Source organism: Bacillus sp. T3 (assembly GCF_033449965.1).
Lineage (GTDB): Bacteria > Bacillota > Bacilli > Bacillales > Cytobacillaceae > Bacillus_BU.
In genome coordinates this window covers 2,264,587-2,281,272 of record NZ_CP137761.1, presented here as the reverse complement: position 1 = coordinate 2,281,272, position 16,686 = coordinate 2,264,587, and the positions used below count along the sequence as shown (strand labels likewise).

Genomic DNA, 16,686 nt, shown 5'->3' with positions numbered 1-16,686 from the left:
CCTACTGCTCTATATCTTTTAATGCATCTGGATAGACAGCCTCACTTAATACTTCACCCGTTGCTCCGTCTATAACGGAAATGTTAACTTTTACATCTTCGGAATCAATGCCTTTAAAAAACTGATAATACATACCGGACACCCCAAGTCCGAACACCATTAACCCATCAAAGCTATTTTCATAAGCCGGTTTATCCACTGTTACAGTAAACTCTGAAAACGATTTGTTGTAAGTAATATCTTGAATTGAAGCTAATTCTTCATCATTTTTCATATCTGTAATGTTTTTAGTCAGCTCTGCTTCAATTTCCTTCATCATTTCATTATGCTTTAATTTAGACATCTTGTATGTGACCGAGCCATCTTCGTTTTTCGTAACCTTAACTCCTTTGGCTTCAGCTTTTGCAATATCATTTCCGGCCTCTTCACCCTCAAACATGGAAGCCGGTAGAGTAATCTCGACATTCAGCAGTCCTTTATCAACTTGGATAGCTTCGCTTTTATCTTCTTTTTTAGTATCATCACTTGATTTATCCGAAGCTGCTTTTTCAGTTGACGAGCAAGCTGAAAGTCCTAACAACACAAAAGTTAGTAACACCAGTAGGTATTTTTTCATCCTAACCTCTCCTTGAAAATAGATTTTTTGAACGCAACGATTTTTATTACGACCAAAACTTCATCAATAACCCATATTTTACAGATTAATTGGATCTAACCCATCCTTTATTTAGGAAGGGTCCAGTTATGTTCTTAATATTTTACTTTTATTAAAAGCATGCAAAATACCCTCACCATTTTCAGTGAGGGGAAGACAATTACTGTGCTTATCCATGATATTTTTTATATAATTTTTCTGCTTCTTCCTTCATCCGTTCAACTAATGATGGTGGTGTTAACACTTTGGCTTCACATCCCCAGGTTAACAGCCATTTTACTAGCCCATCACTTGTAATTGCTTGCGTGGAAATTCTGAATGAATTTTCTCCAACTTGCCTAATGGAAACGCCTCGTCCAAAGTGATCGATCACGACATTGATCAGACCTGCATCAAATTCAATTTCGACTAAATGCTCTTCACCTGAGTACATATGAAACAGCTTTTCCGTATATTTATTTTTATTAAAATCGGGATCAGGTTGAAACTTTTCCTCGGTTGCCGTAACATTTCTCATTCGGTCGACTCGGTAATGGCGTATTTCTTCCTCTGGTAAATATTCCCCGATTAAATAGTAAAAATCATGATTCCATACAAGGGCATAAGGTTTTACAGAATAATAATCCCCGTTGCGACTTAATTTGAACTTCTTATTTAGGTCGTATTTTCCGTATTGAAACCGAATGGTTTGCAAGTTTGAAATGGCTATATGTAACTCATGAATACTATATTTTATCTGTTGATTTTCGTTTTTTGCATTTTCAGGAAGGTAAATACGATTCGTTAATTGCTGGGCCTGATTTTCACTCGTTAACTGGTTTATTTTATTAACTAAACTTTCTGTTTCAGCATTTGAGATAAACTTTGCGGCTGAAACCGCATCAACAAGCATACGCAATTCATGTATTTCAAATAACCTATCCTGGTGGCTATATTTCTTTTCGAGTCCTTCTTTTTCTTGATTAACCGTAACATTGAACAACAACGAATCTTCTAATTCCTTTAAATCATCACGAATCGCTTTTTTACCTGCATGGATCTTGTATTCTTGATAAAATTTATCAAGGATTTCATCTAATGTAAGTTGTCTTTCCTGATCGGTGTATTTAGACATTAGATTTTGTAATTTGAGGAGACGCTGTTTGGAGGAGAGTTTAAGCTCTTTACTCAATATGATCAACTCCGTTTATATAGTAGAATAAACAGTTTCATGTCACAAATCAGTGAATAAATATTAGGTCATTAATATTTTGGGGTTATGATAAACCTCGAGATTAAAAGTAGTGCAAGGAATACAGAACAGCTGAAACTTGTATTATTACTTGTAATGAAATTAGATTGGATTTCCTGTATTCCAACTAAACCATTTAATCCATATGAAACGATAAATCCAATTAAAGAAAAGCATGTTAGATAATTAGCAAAAAGTAATCTATTATTTGGTTTACTAGCTTTTTGGATACGTATTGTATGTTGAATCTGTTTAATTAAGCCGTAAATTAAACCAATAATAAAAATACCAACAACCACAAAACCTATTTTATCATTCAATCATTACACCCGCTTTTCCGTTCAATCCCGCTTTAGTAATAAGTATCAAAAGCGATACCCCGAAAATGAAGTATCGCTTTTGTTTCATTAAGGATTTCGATTTCAATCAAAATGTATCCATTCTATAAAAAACCACCGTTATCTTGATGATTATTTTTCAAATTGTGCATATACGACTCTGTATAAATTCTTTCTGATTCTGATACATGCTTGGCGTTTTCTTCAGGGTTAAGATAAATCCCCCTTTTTTTATACCAAAGATCGACTAAGAATCCAAAAGATAAAAGTCCTCCAATCCCAATTAGCCACCACATAAGCAACCCACCTTAAAGGAGAATATTTCCTTATTTTCACTACTATTCTACTACAGCAAGAGGCATTTTCCTATAATTTCCTTTGATGATTATTAAATCTATTTAAGTGATTCGGTTTGACCTAGTGCAAAGGGTGTTTGAACAAGCCGAGCCACATCTTGTTTTGGTGGCAATGTTTGAGGATATGGAAGTGTAAATTAAAAACGGAAAACAGAAGTAAATTTTATCCAATTATGAGATTTGTACCTGGGGGTTAATTATTATGAAAGTCTCTAAGGGACAACGATCGTGGTTTAGATTCTTTAATAAGATTGCTGTTCCCTTCCCACCTGAGAAGGGAACGGTATTTCTCAAAATGTAAAAGTTAGTGACTACGCTAAGGATTTGATTCTCTCCATATCGCCAGCTAAATAGGTTTCGATGCCTCTTTGTTCCTTCTGAGCAACCAGAAACATTGCAGCAGCAACTGTCTTCGCTTCTATTCCCATTTGACTCCTTAATTGATTACCTACTATAGACCCTAAACCACGAACAATATCAATAGCTATTTTTTCGAACAAGCGAAACTCGCTACGTTTCCCTAATAGCAGAGGAGGTTGGAAAATAGACATAGCTTCATACGGAATTCCTTTTAGTTTCTCCTCTAGTTCCCCCTTCATCTTTGGGTACCACAAACGTGAATTTTTATTTGCTTGAAAAGAACTTACAATTAGAAAGTGCTTAGCACCTTTCTCCTTTGCCAATTCAGCAATAGCAATCGGGTATTCTACGTCAATTCGATACATCGCTTCTTTTGTCTTAGCCTTTTTGATTGTTGTTCCCAATGTACAAAACACGTCATCAACAGTAAAGTACTGCTCGACTTCTTCCAGTCGCTCAAAATCACAAATTACCTCAATAAGATTAGGATGTTTAACTTCAAGTGGTCTCCTAACTAAAGCATAAATTTTTTCATATTTTTGACTATTGATTAAGATATGCAGTAATTCATTTCCTACCAAACCAGTAGCTCCCGCTATCAGTGCGGATTTCTTATTCATCTTGTTTTCACCCTTTAAGATTGTTAGTTTTTTAACCAATAGGTATGTTAAATTAAAAGGATTTTCTCCACTATAAAGAATAGACTTTCAGTTCAACAAAGTAAAATTTGATGACAGTAATCCTATTTTAGAAATGAAAAATGCTAAAAGCAGTGCGATTTCGGGGTGAAATCCACTGCTTTTATACTCGAACTTATATAAGCTGTTTCATATATCGCTACTCTTAACGAGAAGAACTTTGTTCACTTTATATTCTAACTCTTTCGGTTTCTTCACAAACTAAGATTATGCACTCATCCCCATAATAGCCCCAGTAAAAAATGGAATAATCCAAATCAACCAAACCACTAAGCTTAGTTTATGAAAGCGCATTTGAGCTTTTCGGTTGTTTGCAATGATTACAATGGATGCCCATACAACATGAAATAACATTAATAATATCGCAAGCGCTCCAGTAATACCGTGTAAATTAAATACAAAACCGCTTTCATTGATACTCATCAACGTTGTTCCAACAGTATCAAAGATAAGACCTAACCAAAAGATTAATAAGTGCCATTTTTTCAAGCTACCCTGCTGTTTTTCACTCCAGACACCAATCGTGTATAATACAAAAGCCAAATTTATAGTTATGATTGCATAAAGAAGCATCGTGTATTTTCTCCTCTCATTCTGTATATGCGCTCAATATTTCTATATATATTATTGGCTTTTAATTAAAAATCCCAATTAAAATTATCTTAAATTTTTCTTAATTTATTTGATTTTGCTATATGTTTATATAATAAAATAGACTAGCTCCACACTTGGAGACTAGTCTATTTTTTCAATATTGATTATGTTTTAAAAGAAGTCTTACCAGGCTCTACTCCTTATTAGGGATTTCACAGCCATCGTCATCACAGACTGCTCCGTCCTGGTTGTTTAAAACGACGATTTCATCCTCTGCGATGATTTTTTTCAAAGCCTGAACAAACACCTCTGTTGGTTGGGCGCCAGTCAAAGCGTATTTTTTATTAATAAGGAAGAACGGTACAGCTGAAATGCCATACTGTTTCGCTGCTTGCAAATCTGCTCGGACAGCATCGGCCATCTCATCACTTTCCAGCATGTTTTCAACAGCATCTCGGTTCAATCCGACTTCCACTGCCAACTCTGTTAGAGTTTTATGATCTCCAATATGTTTGGACTCGGTAAAATAGGCGCGTAAAATCCGCTCGGTCATTTCTTTCATTAAACCTTGTGTTTTTGCGTACATGGTTAAACGATGAGCATCAAACGTGTTCGTCAAAATTAGAGTATCCATTTGATAATCCAATCCAATTTCCTTTGCCGTTTGTACCAATCTATCGTTACTTTCTTTAGCTTGAGCAATGCTCATTCCGTATTTCTTCGCTAACATTTCGTATACATTTTCTTTTATATCCCGACCCGCTGTCGGATCCAATTCGAAGCATCTGTATGTCACTTCAACTGGATGATCAATCTGCTTTAATGCGTCCTCCAGACGCCTTTTGCCAATATAGCAAAATGGTCAAGCAAAATCAGTCCACATTTCAATATGCACGTTTATCCCTCCTGATGTTTAATCCTCTTTAGTATAGGGGTAACGTTTGAAATTTACACGTGATATGCTTTGATGCCAATATTCTATCGGTTTCCTGAACGCCGAATATTCAAGACTGGCATTTTCCAATCCATCAGTAGTTAGTTTTTGTTTCCCCCACCAATTTGAAACATAGACTAGGTTTCAGCTTACACCAAGCCGAGCAAAACATTTTGCTATCCAGAGAATTTCCTCGTAAGAAAGAATTTCCTGACAGGCCAGGGGTTGAACACCGCTGTTCGGCATACAGTACTTACACCGTTACACCGTAGGTCACATCTGTCTGTCACCGAAATCCGCAAATAATTTATTTTTCTGTTATACGCATCCATCATCATATTATGTCGCCATCCCTGTAAAATTTGCCGCACTTTCCTTCGGTTCTAAATAAATTGTACTTCTCTATAATTATTATTTATAAATTCCATGAACCGAACAGCTGTCTGATTTTTCTATACCTATTTCATCCCAAGTACCCCTAAGTCCGTCATAGTTGAGCATACGTCCGTAAAGAGGCTCGCCGATTCCTAACAGAAGTTTTATACACTCGTTTGCCTGCATGCAGCCAATGACTCCTGCTGTAACGCCCAAAACAGGGATTGGTGTTTTCGGGATTACATTGTCAAAACCGATACAAGACAGGCAAGCGCATTCTCTTCCAATATCCATTACATATCCAGAAAAACCATAAACACCGCCTTCGACTAGCGGTATGTCCAGTTTCATACAAGTTCGGGCGACCGTTATTCTTGTCGCTAGATTATCAACACAATCTACTACCACATCTGAACCAGCGATATATTCTTCTGCGTTATCCGTATTCAGTCTGTCATTGATTAGAACTAATTTTACGTTCGGATTTAGCTTAGACAATTTTTCTTTTGCTGATTGAGTTTTTAGCTTTGCCACGTCCTCTGTGTTATGTAAAAACTGCCAGTTCAGATTAGATTCCGATACGATATCATCATCAAAGATTCGAATCGTTCCGACTCCAGCACTGGTGAGATAGGTAAGGACAGGAGAACCAAGCCCTCCTGTACCAATAACCGTAACCGTACTTTGCTCCAGTTTTTTCTGCCCTTCCTGCCCGATTTGAGGGATTATCAATTGTCTTTCGTATCTCACATCAGCCACCTCCTCACATAATCCAATACTAGTAAACTATTCATTTTGTTTCTCTCGTACTTTATTTTTTAGCCAAAAGCATAATTCATCTAATCCCAAGTCTTGAGTACAGGATGTTTCAAAAATGATGGCTTTTTCGTTAAGTGATCTTACACTTTTATAAAATTCATCTATATCGAAGTTGGTATACTTAACCAAGTCAATTTTGTTTAAAATGACAACTCCTGACTTTTCAAAGGCCAAAGGACATTTCAGAGGCTTATAAGTCCCCTCGGTTGTACTAATTACCGTTACTTTGATATCTTCACCAATATCAAATTCGGCAGGGCAAACCAAATTGCCAACATTCTCTACAATCAACAGTTCGATCGCATTAAGATTGAGGTTATCCATAGCATTCCGAATCATGTTAGCATCGAGATGGCAGGCTCCTCCAGGTGTTGATTTGAACAACAGGCACCCCCTTCACTTCAATTCTTTGGGTATCCAAACTCGTATAGGGATCTCCTTCAATGACAGCTATTTTAATATCCGCTTTTAACATGGATATAACTTTCTCAAGGATCGTTGTTTTACCTGAACCTGGTGAGCTCATCACGTTTAGTACATAAATCTTCTTTTCATCAAGCTTCTTTCTATTTAGGGAATGAATCTCATCGTTTGCTTTTAGAATTTTGGTTACAACTTTTATCTCACTCATCGTTTATTCTCCTCATTTGCAATAATAAAAGTGTATTCCCCTGTATAGAGCTATCATTTTATAACATTGAACGGTTCATATAGGCAATGCTACAGGCCCCTTCATTTGTAACCATACAAGGTCCTGCTGGATTCGTTGGTGTGCATTCTTTTCCAAAATTAGGACACATTTGAGGTTTCATCCCTTTAAGTACCTCACCGCATAGGCAGTTTTGTCTTTTTGTCTCTACCATATCAGGTAGCTGTATATCAAATTTAGCTTCGGCGTCAAATCTGCTGTATTCACTTTTAAGTACTAGGCGGGACTGAGGTAACGTCCCCACACCTCTCCAACTTGCATCTTTAAGAGTAAAAGTTTCATTTATTAAGTTTTGTGCAAGGATATTCCCTTTTTCTTTTACGACACGATCATATTGATTCATTAGGACACACTCGTTTTTACCATAATGGACCATTGCCTGCAGTATGGCCTCTAAAACGTCAACTGGTTCAAACCCGCTTATCACACAAGGGATTCCATATTGTTTTACAATTGTTTCAAAAGGAGTTGTTCCTGTAACCATTGCTACGTGTCCAGGGACAGAGCAATATATCCATTTTTGAATTCAAAACTACATATTCCATTGCAGGAGGGGTGATCCGATGGGAAGAAATAATCGAGAAGTTTTCTATATTACCGGCCTCCTGAATAATTGCGGCTGTACCTGGGGCGGTCGTTTCAAAGCCTACCGCGAAATGGACCACCTCAGTTTTTGTTGTTTTTGCTATATTAAGAGCCTGCGAGATATCACAGACCATTCTCACGTCAATCCCCTCAAGCCTTAATTGTTCCAAAGAGCCCCATCTTGTTGGCACCCTTAATAAGTCCCCATAGGTTGTAAGAATAATATTTTTTCTTTTTGCCAGATTCAACCCGATAGCAATCTCTTCCTCAGGCGTAACGCAAACAGGGCAACCAGGACCGCTGATTAATTGTATATTGGCAGGCAAAAGATCGCGCAGGGCGTATTGTACAATGGTATTTTCATGGGTACCGCAAAAATTCATGATCTTTAATTCCCGCTCATGAAGTCTTTTATTTTCTTTTTCAATGGCATCTAGCAGCTGTCTTGCATAAGCATCTGTAGCAACCACATCACGATACATCTTTTGAGGATCTTTGAGTATTTCGGTTGCAAAGCCTGCATGAACAACAACCGTATCACCTATACCGACCTTTGGAAGCAGCGCAACTGAAACTTCCTTCAACGCTCCCCTGAAACTGACTATTGCACTTTTTCCCATGAGTTCTGTAATTTTCCCGAAAGCCGCTACACACATTTTTATCACCTTCACTGAATATGTAAGTTTACTCTACATCCAAACTTTCAATATATAATTCTTTCCAGGCAATGATTTGAAAACTTTTCTTTCCACAAATATCACATTCAGAAAATGGAATCTTCGTTTCGTATTCATTCCCGCATATTCGGCACCGTACTTTAACCGGAACGCGCTCAATAACAAGACTTGCTCCTTCTACAGGTGTTGCCTGAACATAGATCTCAAAGCAGGATTTCATGGTCATATCTTCTACGCCGGTCAGTTCCCCTACGATAAGTTTGACTTCTTTCACCTTTTTAACGCCATACTCTTTAATTTTTTCACTTATTACATCATAAATGCTTCTTACCATTGCCAGCTCATGCAACTTGCGGTACCTCCTTCTAGAAAAAATCGATGTTTTTTATCTCTCGGTACAGGAAATGCACGGGTCAATACTGCCTATTACAACAGGAATATCCGCAATCTTACTTCCAGGCAGCATGACATTCAAGGCTTCCCAGTTCGGGTAAGTAGGGACTCTCCACTTGATCCGTTCGGGAATCGCCGTTCCGTTTGTACTTGCGTAATAGATTAATTCACCCCTAGGAGCTTCCGATTTTGCAATTGCTTCACCTTCGGGAATATCCGGCATATAATCCAAGCAGGTTGGACCGTTAGTCATCTGCTTTATACACTGCTCAACGATATGAATAGATTCAACAACCTCTTCCAGCCTTACCATAAATCTAGAATAGACATCGCCATTTTCCCTTGTCACTGCATTTACCTTTAATTTGTCATAAGCTGCATAAGGATTGTCCACCCTCACATCATATCCAAGACCCGAAGCTCTCGCGACTGGCCCAACGATGCCATATAGCATGGCTTTATCCTTAGGAAGGATGCCGATGCCTTCAGTTCTGCGGCGAATCGATGCATTAGACTTGCAGATTCCCGTAATTTCTTCAAGCGGTTTTTTTAAATCATCCAGCGTTTTAAGAATATACCTGCCTTGCTCGTCAGAAATATCATATCTAACCCCGCCTATACTATTGACGGATAAATTCATTCTATTACCGAAAATCGATTCTTTTAGATCCTGCATCGTCTCTCTAAGCTCCATTGCATGCATAAACAGAGAATCGAAACCGATTATATGCGGAATCAAGCCAATATTGAAAAGATGGGATGAAATTCGTTTAATTTCATCGGCAATGGTTCTTAAATACTCGGCTCTTACCTGGAATCTCAATTCCAGCAATTTGTTCAATTGCCATACAATAGGTAAATGGGTGGTTATTAGAACAAAGCGAACAAACTCTTTCAGTGAGCGTTAGGTTCTGGTAAAAATTCCTCTGCATTGCTAGGAATTCAATTCCGCGATGGACATGGCCGGCATTTATATCAAGACCGACAACCGTCTCGCCCTCCACCTGCAGTTTGAAATAAATGGGTTCTTCCAGGACTACGTGTACCGGACCAATAGGAATAGTGTAGCTACTCACCGATTTTCGCTCCCTTACTGTCAGACTTCATTATTTTTTCCCACAACGTATTGGTGCTTGCGCCCGTCATTGCTTCAGACAGTGGGATCATAGTGTGATCTGTCATGTATATGTTTTCTTCCAAAAATAGTCTTTTGGAATTAGGATGGCCATCTAGTTTGATGTTGTATAGTTCATGCATTTCCCGCTCATGCCAGTCTGCGCTTTTCAGAACAGGGGTTATAGATTTTACTGTTCTATCCATATCCGGCAACGTTATACGAACAGTAAAATTTACTCCCTCAAAAAAGAAGTGATAATTGATAATCAAGTTGACCGATTTTTCTTTTACTAACTCCTCACCTGGCGCATTGTCGGCGATAATGGCTGGAGTATTTAATGGGGTAATTGTCATGACTCTTCCTTTAAAACTAGCAATTAACATTGCAACCTTATAGATATCGTCGTGGTCAACAAGCACGCACCATCCGCATACAACGCCTTTTTTATTAACATCCCATTTCAAATCTAATCTCCCGCCTAATTCCAGGTTGATTTCCATACTAAAATTATTGATGACTTCTTCTGTCAACATTTAATGGCACCACCTTCCCATACGGCTTTTCTGCGGCAGTTCTCACACATTTTGGTCAGTCCTTTCTGGTCACCGTCTTTTCCATATAACTTCTCGATTAAATAAGAAGGAAACGGTATGATCGGTTCACCGCAGCGTGTACACGGTTGTTTTTTAACCAAAGTTCTTTCGGTGTAGTTGTATTTATCCTTTTGCGAATGCGCTGTATGGTAATCATTGGTTAATCGAATTGCCTTTGTGGGGCAGTAATGTTCGCATAACCCGCAAAATGTGCAGGTGTTGTGCCATACTACAAAGTCTATGCCTTGTTTATCGTCGGACTCCTGTATTCTTATGGCACCCCCTGCACAGACATACTCGCACATATGGCATGCCACACAAGCCACCGGGTTATGTTTGATTTTTCCTCTCAGTTTTTCCAGGTGCAGGTGAATCTTCAAAGGGGTATTTAATAGTAGACGGACCTTTAATGATATTTTGTAAAATCATTTTCAACGTTTTACTCATGTATATCCCCCCTAGAACCTGGTCTTCCATATTTCAACTGCCATTGCAACTCCATCGATAATGGCCTGAGGTCGAGGGGGACAGCCTGGTACATTCACATCCACCGGAATGTACTCATCCAATGGCTTTTCAATAGCATAACTATCCCTAAAAACGCCTCCCGATATAGGACAAATACCGACTGCAACAACAACCTTCGGATTCGGTACTTCATCATAAACACGTAAAACCTTCTCCTTCACAACCGCTGTAACCAGGTCCCGATATTAGTACAATGTCCGCATGCTTCGGGCTGCCGCAATACTTGCACCCAAGACGTTCAATATCGTACCAGGGAATCAGGGCGGTTGTTGCCATTTCCACATCGCATCCGTTACATGAGCCGGCATTGATTCTGTAAATCCAAGGAGACTTTTTCACAATTTTTTGAAGTAATTCTGACATAAAAATTATTCCCTTCAAAAGGTTAAATTTAGAAAAAAAGCATCGTTAATACGAGACTGATTACAGCCAAAACGGTCGGAAATAAAAGGTAGAACTTGAATGCCTGATCCATCCGCATTCTGGCTCTTGTAGCGCGAATCAGTGTAATTGTAAAAAAAGTTATAACGATGCATTTAAAAATGAACCATAACAGATTTAACAGCCAACTGTTCCCAATTCCTGAAGGAAAGAACAGAGCGATTGACAAGGCAGACAATACTAGAATCTTCAAGCCGCCAGTAAGTTTAAACATGGCCAGTCCCATTCCTGAATACTCTAGAAGAGGCCCTTCGGTAATTTCCGTCTCCGCTTCAGGTATGTCAAAGGGCACAACTCCGATTGTACCAGGATGCAGCACATAAAGGCCAAGAAGGCCGGCAACATCGGCCAATCAAAAAGCAAGGATCCATTACTGAGCTGGAAATCCAAGATCCTGCTTAGCGAAAACTCGGCCATTCCTCCACTTGCCATTCCGACCCTCATTCCAATTGTCAGGAAAACAATCACTAAAGGTATTTCATAAGCCAGCATAATGGTCATTTCTCGAGAAAGTCCCACAGAACTGTAAGGTGACCCTGAAGCTGACGCCCCGACCATCATGGCCAGTGCTGGCGCTGACAGCAAATACAATAACACCAACAGGTCTCCAGATTGATAAAGTCCGGAGTAAATTCCTGTAACAGGAATGATGGCAATCGCCGCTAGCATACCAGCAAAGCCCATCAACGGAGCAAACCTAAAAGCAGTAAAGTTGGCCGTTACAGGTACTAAAATTTCCTTTCGCGAAAGTTTTATCGTATCAAAAAACGGCTGGAAAATTGGCGGGCCTACCCGTCTTTGAAGGCGAGCATAAATTTTTCGGTCAACACCAGTAAGAAACAAACCAAAGACAATGGCAAAAAGGCCGCCCGGAAAGATCAATATATTAAAAAGTAGTTTTACAATATCCATTAGTCCTCTTCCTCCTCGCCATTACCAAAAACAGGTACGATCACCTGGTGGTGTAATTTCTTCACCAGCTTTGTAGGAGTTTCATACAAGTTTTGTGACGAGACATTGATTTTATCTGCATCAATGTCTGATACACCGCAAGTATAAGCGTTGGTATATCGTATTTTTTTGTTTCCGGAGAAGAGGAGTGCCAAACCAACAATCAACGCCAAAAGTAAGGTCATTGTGATGATGCCAACCTGCCAAACCCCAATCGGCGTATCAATCCGAAACAAAGTAAAGGACGGTTGGGCGAAACCTGCTATCGATAACACTTTTGATATGACCATTAGCGGTAATCCTGGCATGATGCCGAAAACAATACTGATGACAGATAATACTCCCATCGGAACCAGCATCGTCCATGATGCTTCTTTGACATGTTCTGAATTGTGTGAAGGAATACCAAAGAAAGCAGAATGCATAAATTTCAAAAAATATGCCATCGTCAAAACGCTTCCCACAAGTGATAGGATCGCAAGGAATACCTCGCCCTTTTCCATTGCCGCCTCATAAACAATCCACTTGGACGTAAATCCGCTGAAAGGAGGTATACCTGCCAAGGACATGGCCCCTACCATAAAAAACGTTAATGTTGCCGGCATTTTTCTGCCAAGACCGCTGACGTCGTCCAGATTTTTGATATGGGCTTGCACCATAATGGCACCAGCAGCTAGGAAAAGAAGATCTTTGAAAAACATATGGTTGACAAAATGCAGCATAGCACCGGTAAGTCCAAGCGTTGAACCTAGGCTTAAACCAAGGATGATATAACAAATCTGGCTGACGGTACTGTAAATCAGCATTCTTTTTATTCCCCTTTGTACAAGCGCCATTGCACTCGCGCCTACAATAGACAGACCAGCAATCCATGACACGATGTACATTAAAACAGAACTATTAAAGACCATTCCAAGGCGACCTACTACAACAGCGCCTCCCATGATAAAGAACAGCTTGATTAGACTATATGGCGCGCACTTTAAAAGTACGGAAGAAATATATCCGCTAACAGGTGTCGGCGCGGTTGAAGGGTGCATCTGATAGTCAATCCGGAAAGGCAGGACCGCAGCTTTCATAAGAAAACCAATTGTGATCAAGGTCAAGCCCAATCCTGCTGAACCTAGATCTATTCCTTTCAAACGTTCCATTAGCACACTCATGTCAAAGGCCCCTGTCTTGGCAGTTAAAATGAGTATCCCTAAAAATGCAATACTAGCGCCTATATAGTTAAATAAGAAATATTTGAAGCCTTCTTTTAACGCAGCCTTCGTCTCCTCGTGGATGATTGAAAAATACAACGTCCAGCTGCTCATAATCTCCCAGTAAATAAAGAAGGAGAAGAAATCCTTGCTTGTCGCAACTCCAATTAACCCGCCTATCATCATTAAGAAAAACATGTAATAGCGGTTCTGGGCATGTCCGTGTGCCTCCATATATCCTAATGAGTACAGCATATTAAGCAGGCCTACAAAGGCTATCAGCACTGCAAAACTTAATGAGTAAATATCCAACTTTGTATGTAAAACAGCAATAGCAGCAAGTGTTACCGACATCACAACTACAGATATCCAGCCTGCAACTTTCGGGGAACGTTTACCCAAAAAGTACGATAGCAAACTGCCAAGCATTGGGATGATGATGAACACAGGCCAGCTCACCTGAATCTGCGGGACCGCGGTTACCGTTAATCCGCCGTTAGCCGCAAGAGAATTTGCTGCAGATACAACCAGCTTCAAGGCAAACTGAGGGAACAACCCGTTAAAGAACACCAACCCAGTAAGGAAACCAATTGGAACCAGCATGGTCCAAGATCCTTCCGTTACGGAAGACCCTTCATATTTTTCAAAGAATATCGTTTTGATGAGTCTGATGTAACAAATTGCCCCGAGAATGCTTCCAAACAAGAGGAGAGCGGCGATATACCAGTCGCCGGATTTCACAGCAGCATAGAGCATTAGAAATTTACTGATGAAACCGTTGAACGGAGGCAAACCCATTATGGCAAGAATACCGATAGTCAAGCATCCTGCGGTGAAAGGCATGACCTTTCCGACTCCTTTTAAAGCTGTAATATCTCGGCTTTTCAATTTGTGTACGAGTATACCTACAGCAAGGAACAGCAAGCCTTTCATAATCGCATGATTCAATACGTGGTAAAGGCCGGCAACCATACTTAGATAAGTCCCCAATCCAAGTGTGGCGACAATCTCACCGATCTGCCCCATAGTCGAATAGGCTAGCAGTCGTTTAACATCTTTCTGACGTAAAGCCATTATCTCTCCATATAGGGACGTTATGATTCCTAATATGGCTAGTACTAATCCAGTAGAGGAAAGCTTTCCGGCAGATCCTAATTGAGTCAGTAAACCCACCCCGAAATCAGCAAACAAAATCTTCACAAGCCCATAAACACCTATTTTTGTAAGGACACCAGAAAGAATAGATGATACAGGTGATGGCGCGGCAGGATGGGCTTCAGGCAGCCAGCTGTGCAATGGTACAAGACCAGTTTTAACACCGGTTCCAATAACAACCATACAAATGACTGCAATTAACAGACTTGGCTCTATGAAAGGCAGTTTGTTCGCAACCATTTCCATGTCGAGCGTACCTGCGTTGTGTTGCAGCAATAATATACCAAACTGCATAATATAGGCCCAGGTCGCACACATCATAAAGTACTTAAACCCAGCACGTAAAGCCTTCTCTGTTGGTTCATGAACGATAAGCAGATATGACGCCCAGGTCATCAGTTCCCAGAACACATAGAAATTGCCAAACTTCGTGCTCGTTGCTACCCCGATCAAACTCCCCAAAGTCAATAGCAAAAAGAAAAAGTAACGATTGTTGTGTTTTTCATTCTTAAAATATCCGATCGAATAGATGATCGCCAAAAGGATCATTCCTGATATGATTAGCGTAAAAAATTTGGACAGGTCGTCTATCGTCCCATCCATCCAAACCATACCGACTGTCGCCGCTCCAATACAGACTGAAAGTGTTCCTGTCAGCTTCGGCAAAAAATGACCAACGATGAAAACGATAAAAGCCCCGATATAGGGTACTAATACTGTAATCGGCCATTGTGAATCAAATACTGGTAGTTCAAGCTCAGTTGTTCCAAATAGTGAAGTGGCCAAATGTTCGCTAAACCCAATTAATGGTTCAGGGAACAATGAAGTTAACGCAGTAAGGGTTCCCAGAACCATTACAAACGCGTAACGGATTATATTAAACCTTGCAAATGTCTTTTCCGTCTGAACGGGATTTTGTGCACCCTCCTCTGCTTCAGCAAAACAGATTTGATGGATGACCCTGATAAAATACCATGCTTCCAAAACGCTGCCCACTATTGCGGCGGCTGCATAAAGATATTGACTGGTTTCAATGTAGGAGTATTGTATTAAAAATTTGCTAATCGATCCCTTAAATGGGGAAAGACCCATGACCGAAAAGATCCCAAAAGCAAACATCGTCGCAATGAATGGTGAAGTCCGTCCCATTCCTCTTAATTTCTCAATGTATGGTGATCCGCCGCGCTTTATGATTAGGAAGGCTGAAAGAAAAACTAAGCCCCTCATCAGAAATTGATATTCCAAATGCAGAAACGCCCCAGTTTGCCCGGCAAAAGTGCCGCTGCCGAAACCAAGAAGTATATATCCTACTTCGGCAAGCGAAGAATAGATCAGTAATGCCATTAATTTTTTTGTTTTTGTAACTGCTAATATTTCAAAGAGCAGCAAAATGATTACGCCAAATAATGGCAATGCATTCAAAGTATTTCCCCCTTACTATTAAAAAGTTGGCTCTGTAAAATCGGGCTGTTGATTTCCGCTCCAGGTGCTCGCTTTCCGCGGGGGAGTCTGGGAGCCTCCTCGGCGCCATAACGCCTGTGGGGTCTCCCATGACACCTGCTCCCGCAGGAGTCAAGCGCCTTCCGCTCCAATCAACATTGTGTAAAAAATCAACACTGAGCTTTAACACAACCTTTAAATTAAAAAGGTTGATATGAATCAACCTCCTGCAACAACAGGGAATATAGAAATGACATCCTCCTGTTTTAATTTTGTATGGATCCCCTCACAGTGCTCTATATGCCGTCCATTTACAAGAATGATGATTTCTACACTAAGGTTGTTATTCTCAAATACTTTATCTTCGAATTTTTTACCGTACTTATGACAAAGCTTCTTTAAGAGTTCCTCGAGTGTTTCGCATTGATCCATATTGGTTTCTTTCGTGTGGGTATAATCCCGTATATAGGCAAAAAATTTAATTATCATAAACTATCACCTGAGATTGAAGTTGCTGGCAGGCTTATACGTTACT

At 39.8% G+C, this 16,686-nt stretch carries 20 protein-coding genes and 1 pseudogene; 1 reads left to right on the top strand and 20 read right to left on the bottom strand.

Annotated elements, in window-relative coordinates:
• Position 1: 1 nt before the first annotated feature.
• On the bottom strand, positions 2 to 616 hold the full coding sequence (locus RGF10_RS11785) for a hypothetical protein (RefSeq protein ID WP_318509220.1): 615 nt from the start codon (positions 614 to 616) through the stop codon (positions 2 to 4).
• Positions 617 to 824: 208 nt separating this feature from the next.
• Positions 825 to 1,826, bottom strand: a complete 1,002-nt coding sequence (locus RGF10_RS11780) for a helix-turn-helix transcriptional regulator (RefSeq protein WP_318509218.1) — start codon at positions 1,824 to 1,826, stop codon at positions 825 to 827.
• Positions 1,827 to 1,913: 87 nt separating this feature from the next.
• Here RGF10_RS11780 and RGF10_RS11775 point away from each other — a divergent pair, with 87 nt between their 5' ends.
• Positions 1,914 to 2,072 (top strand): hypothetical protein, encoded by a 159-nt coding sequence (locus RGF10_RS11775; RefSeq protein ID WP_318509216.1) that lies wholly within the window; start codon positions 1,914 to 1,916, stop codon positions 2,070 to 2,072.
• A 256-nt stretch (positions 2,073 to 2,328) separates the two neighbouring features.
• Here the strand turns inward: RGF10_RS11775 and RGF10_RS11770 are convergent, their stop codons facing one another.
• The 18 genes and pseudogenes from RGF10_RS11770 to RGF10_RS11690 all read right to left on the bottom strand — a co-directional run bounded on the left by RGF10_RS11770 (position 2,329) and on the right by RGF10_RS11690 (position 16,640).
• Entirely contained in the window at positions 2,329 to 2,520 is a 192-nt protein-coding gene (locus tag RGF10_RS11770; protein ID WP_318509215.1) for a hypothetical protein, read from the bottom strand.
• Between the two features lie 371 nt (positions 2,521 to 2,891).
• Positions 2,892 to 3,560, bottom strand: coding sequence for an NAD(P)H-binding protein (locus RGF10_RS11765; RefSeq protein WP_318509214.1), 669 nt, complete (start codon positions 3,558 to 3,560; stop codon positions 2,892 to 2,894).
• 285 nt (positions 3,561 to 3,845) lie between these two features.
• A complete protein-coding gene (locus RGF10_RS11760) occupies positions 3,846 to 4,211 on the bottom strand; it encodes an HsmA family protein (protein WP_318509212.1) in 366 nt (121 codons plus the stop codon).
• A 214-nt stretch (positions 4,212 to 4,425) separates the two neighbouring features.
• The gene (locus RGF10_RS11755) at positions 4,426 to 5,082 is read right to left on the bottom strand and encodes a DsbA family oxidoreductase (protein ID WP_318509432.1); all 657 of its coding nucleotides are present in this window, start codon (positions 5,080 to 5,082) and stop codon (positions 4,426 to 4,428) included.
• Positions 5,083 to 5,577: 495 nt separating this feature from the next.
• Positions 5,578 to 6,291, bottom strand: a complete 714-nt coding sequence (locus tag RGF10_RS11750) for a HesA/MoeB/ThiF family protein (protein WP_318509210.1) — start codon at positions 6,289 to 6,291, stop codon at positions 5,578 to 5,580.
• Between the two features lie 36 nt (positions 6,292 to 6,327).
• Positions 6,328 to 6,744 (bottom strand): hydrogenase nickel incorporation protein HypB, encoded by a 417-nt coding sequence (gene hypB, locus RGF10_RS11745; RefSeq protein ID WP_318509208.1) that lies wholly within the window; start codon positions 6,742 to 6,744, stop codon positions 6,328 to 6,330.
• Positions 6,701 to 6,991: a GTP-binding protein gene (locus RGF10_RS11740; protein ID WP_318509206.1), complete on the bottom strand. Its 291-nt coding sequence runs from the start codon at positions 6,989 to 6,991 to the stop codon at positions 6,701 to 6,703. The genes hypB and RGF10_RS11740 overlap by 44 nt, the downstream gene beginning before the upstream one ends.
• A gap of 58 nt (positions 6,992 to 7,049) precedes the next feature.
• Positions 7,050 to 7,553, bottom strand: a complete 504-nt coding sequence (locus RGF10_RS11735) for a HypD family hydrogenase formation protein (RefSeq protein ID WP_318509204.1) — start codon at positions 7,551 to 7,553, stop codon at positions 7,050 to 7,052.
• Positions 7,528 to 8,310, bottom strand: a complete 783-nt coding sequence (gene hypD, locus RGF10_RS11730) for a hydrogenase formation protein HypD (protein ID WP_318509203.1) — start codon at positions 8,308 to 8,310, stop codon at positions 7,528 to 7,530. The genes RGF10_RS11735 and hypD overlap by 26 nt, the downstream gene beginning before the upstream one ends.
• A gap of 28 nt (positions 8,311 to 8,338) precedes the next feature.
• Positions 8,339 to 8,680: a hydrogenase maturation nickel metallochaperone HypA gene (gene hypA / locus RGF10_RS11725; protein ID WP_318509201.1), complete on the bottom strand. Its 342-nt coding sequence runs from the start codon at positions 8,678 to 8,680 to the stop codon at positions 8,339 to 8,341.
• Positions 8,681 to 8,716: 36 nt separating this feature from the next.
• Positions 8,717 to 9,556 carry a hydrogenase large subunit gene (locus tag RGF10_RS11720; protein ID WP_318509199.1) on the bottom strand — a complete coding sequence of 280 codons (840 nt, stop codon included), beginning with the start codon at positions 9,554 to 9,556 and terminating at the stop codon, positions 8,717 to 8,719.
• Positions 9,501 to 9,800: a nickel-dependent hydrogenase large subunit gene (locus RGF10_RS11715; RefSeq protein WP_318509198.1), complete on the bottom strand. Its 300-nt coding sequence runs from the start codon at positions 9,798 to 9,800 to the stop codon at positions 9,501 to 9,503. The genes RGF10_RS11720 and RGF10_RS11715 overlap by 56 nt, the downstream gene beginning before the upstream one ends.
• The gene (locus RGF10_RS11710) at positions 9,793 to 10,374 is read right to left on the bottom strand and encodes an NADH-quinone oxidoreductase subunit C (protein WP_318509196.1); all 582 of its coding nucleotides are present in this window, start codon (positions 10,372 to 10,374) and stop codon (positions 9,793 to 9,795) included. Before RGF10_RS11710 ends, RGF10_RS11715 begins: the two co-directional genes overlap by 8 nt.
• A complete protein-coding gene (locus RGF10_RS23855) occupies positions 10,368 to 10,739 on the bottom strand; it encodes a 4Fe-4S dicluster domain-containing protein (RefSeq protein ID WP_412176727.1) in 372 nt (123 codons plus the stop codon). Before RGF10_RS23855 ends, RGF10_RS11710 begins: the two co-directional genes overlap by 7 nt.
• A 153-nt stretch (positions 10,740 to 10,892) precedes the next feature.
• On the bottom strand, positions 10,893 to 11,123 hold the full coding sequence (locus tag RGF10_RS11705; RefSeq protein ID WP_318509195.1) for an NADH-quinone oxidoreductase subunit B family protein: 231 nt from the start codon (positions 11,121 to 11,123) through the stop codon (positions 10,893 to 10,895).
• Positions 11,124 to 11,353: 230 nt separating this feature from the next.
• Positions 11,354 to 12,315, bottom strand: a pseudogene (locus tag RGF10_RS11700) (respiratory chain complex I subunit 1 family protein).
• Entirely contained in the window at positions 12,315 to 16,133 is a 3,819-nt protein-coding gene (locus RGF10_RS11695; protein ID WP_318509193.1) for a proton-conducting transporter transmembrane domain-containing protein, read from the bottom strand. Before RGF10_RS11695 ends, RGF10_RS11700 begins: the two are co-directional and overlap by 1 nt.
• Positions 16,134 to 16,370: 237 nt before the next feature.
• The gene (locus RGF10_RS11690; protein ID WP_318509191.1) at positions 16,371 to 16,640 is read right to left on the bottom strand and encodes a ubiquitin-like small modifier protein 1; all 270 of its coding nucleotides are present in this window, start codon (positions 16,638 to 16,640) and stop codon (positions 16,371 to 16,373) included.
• Positions 16,641 to 16,686 lie beyond the last annotated feature (46 nt).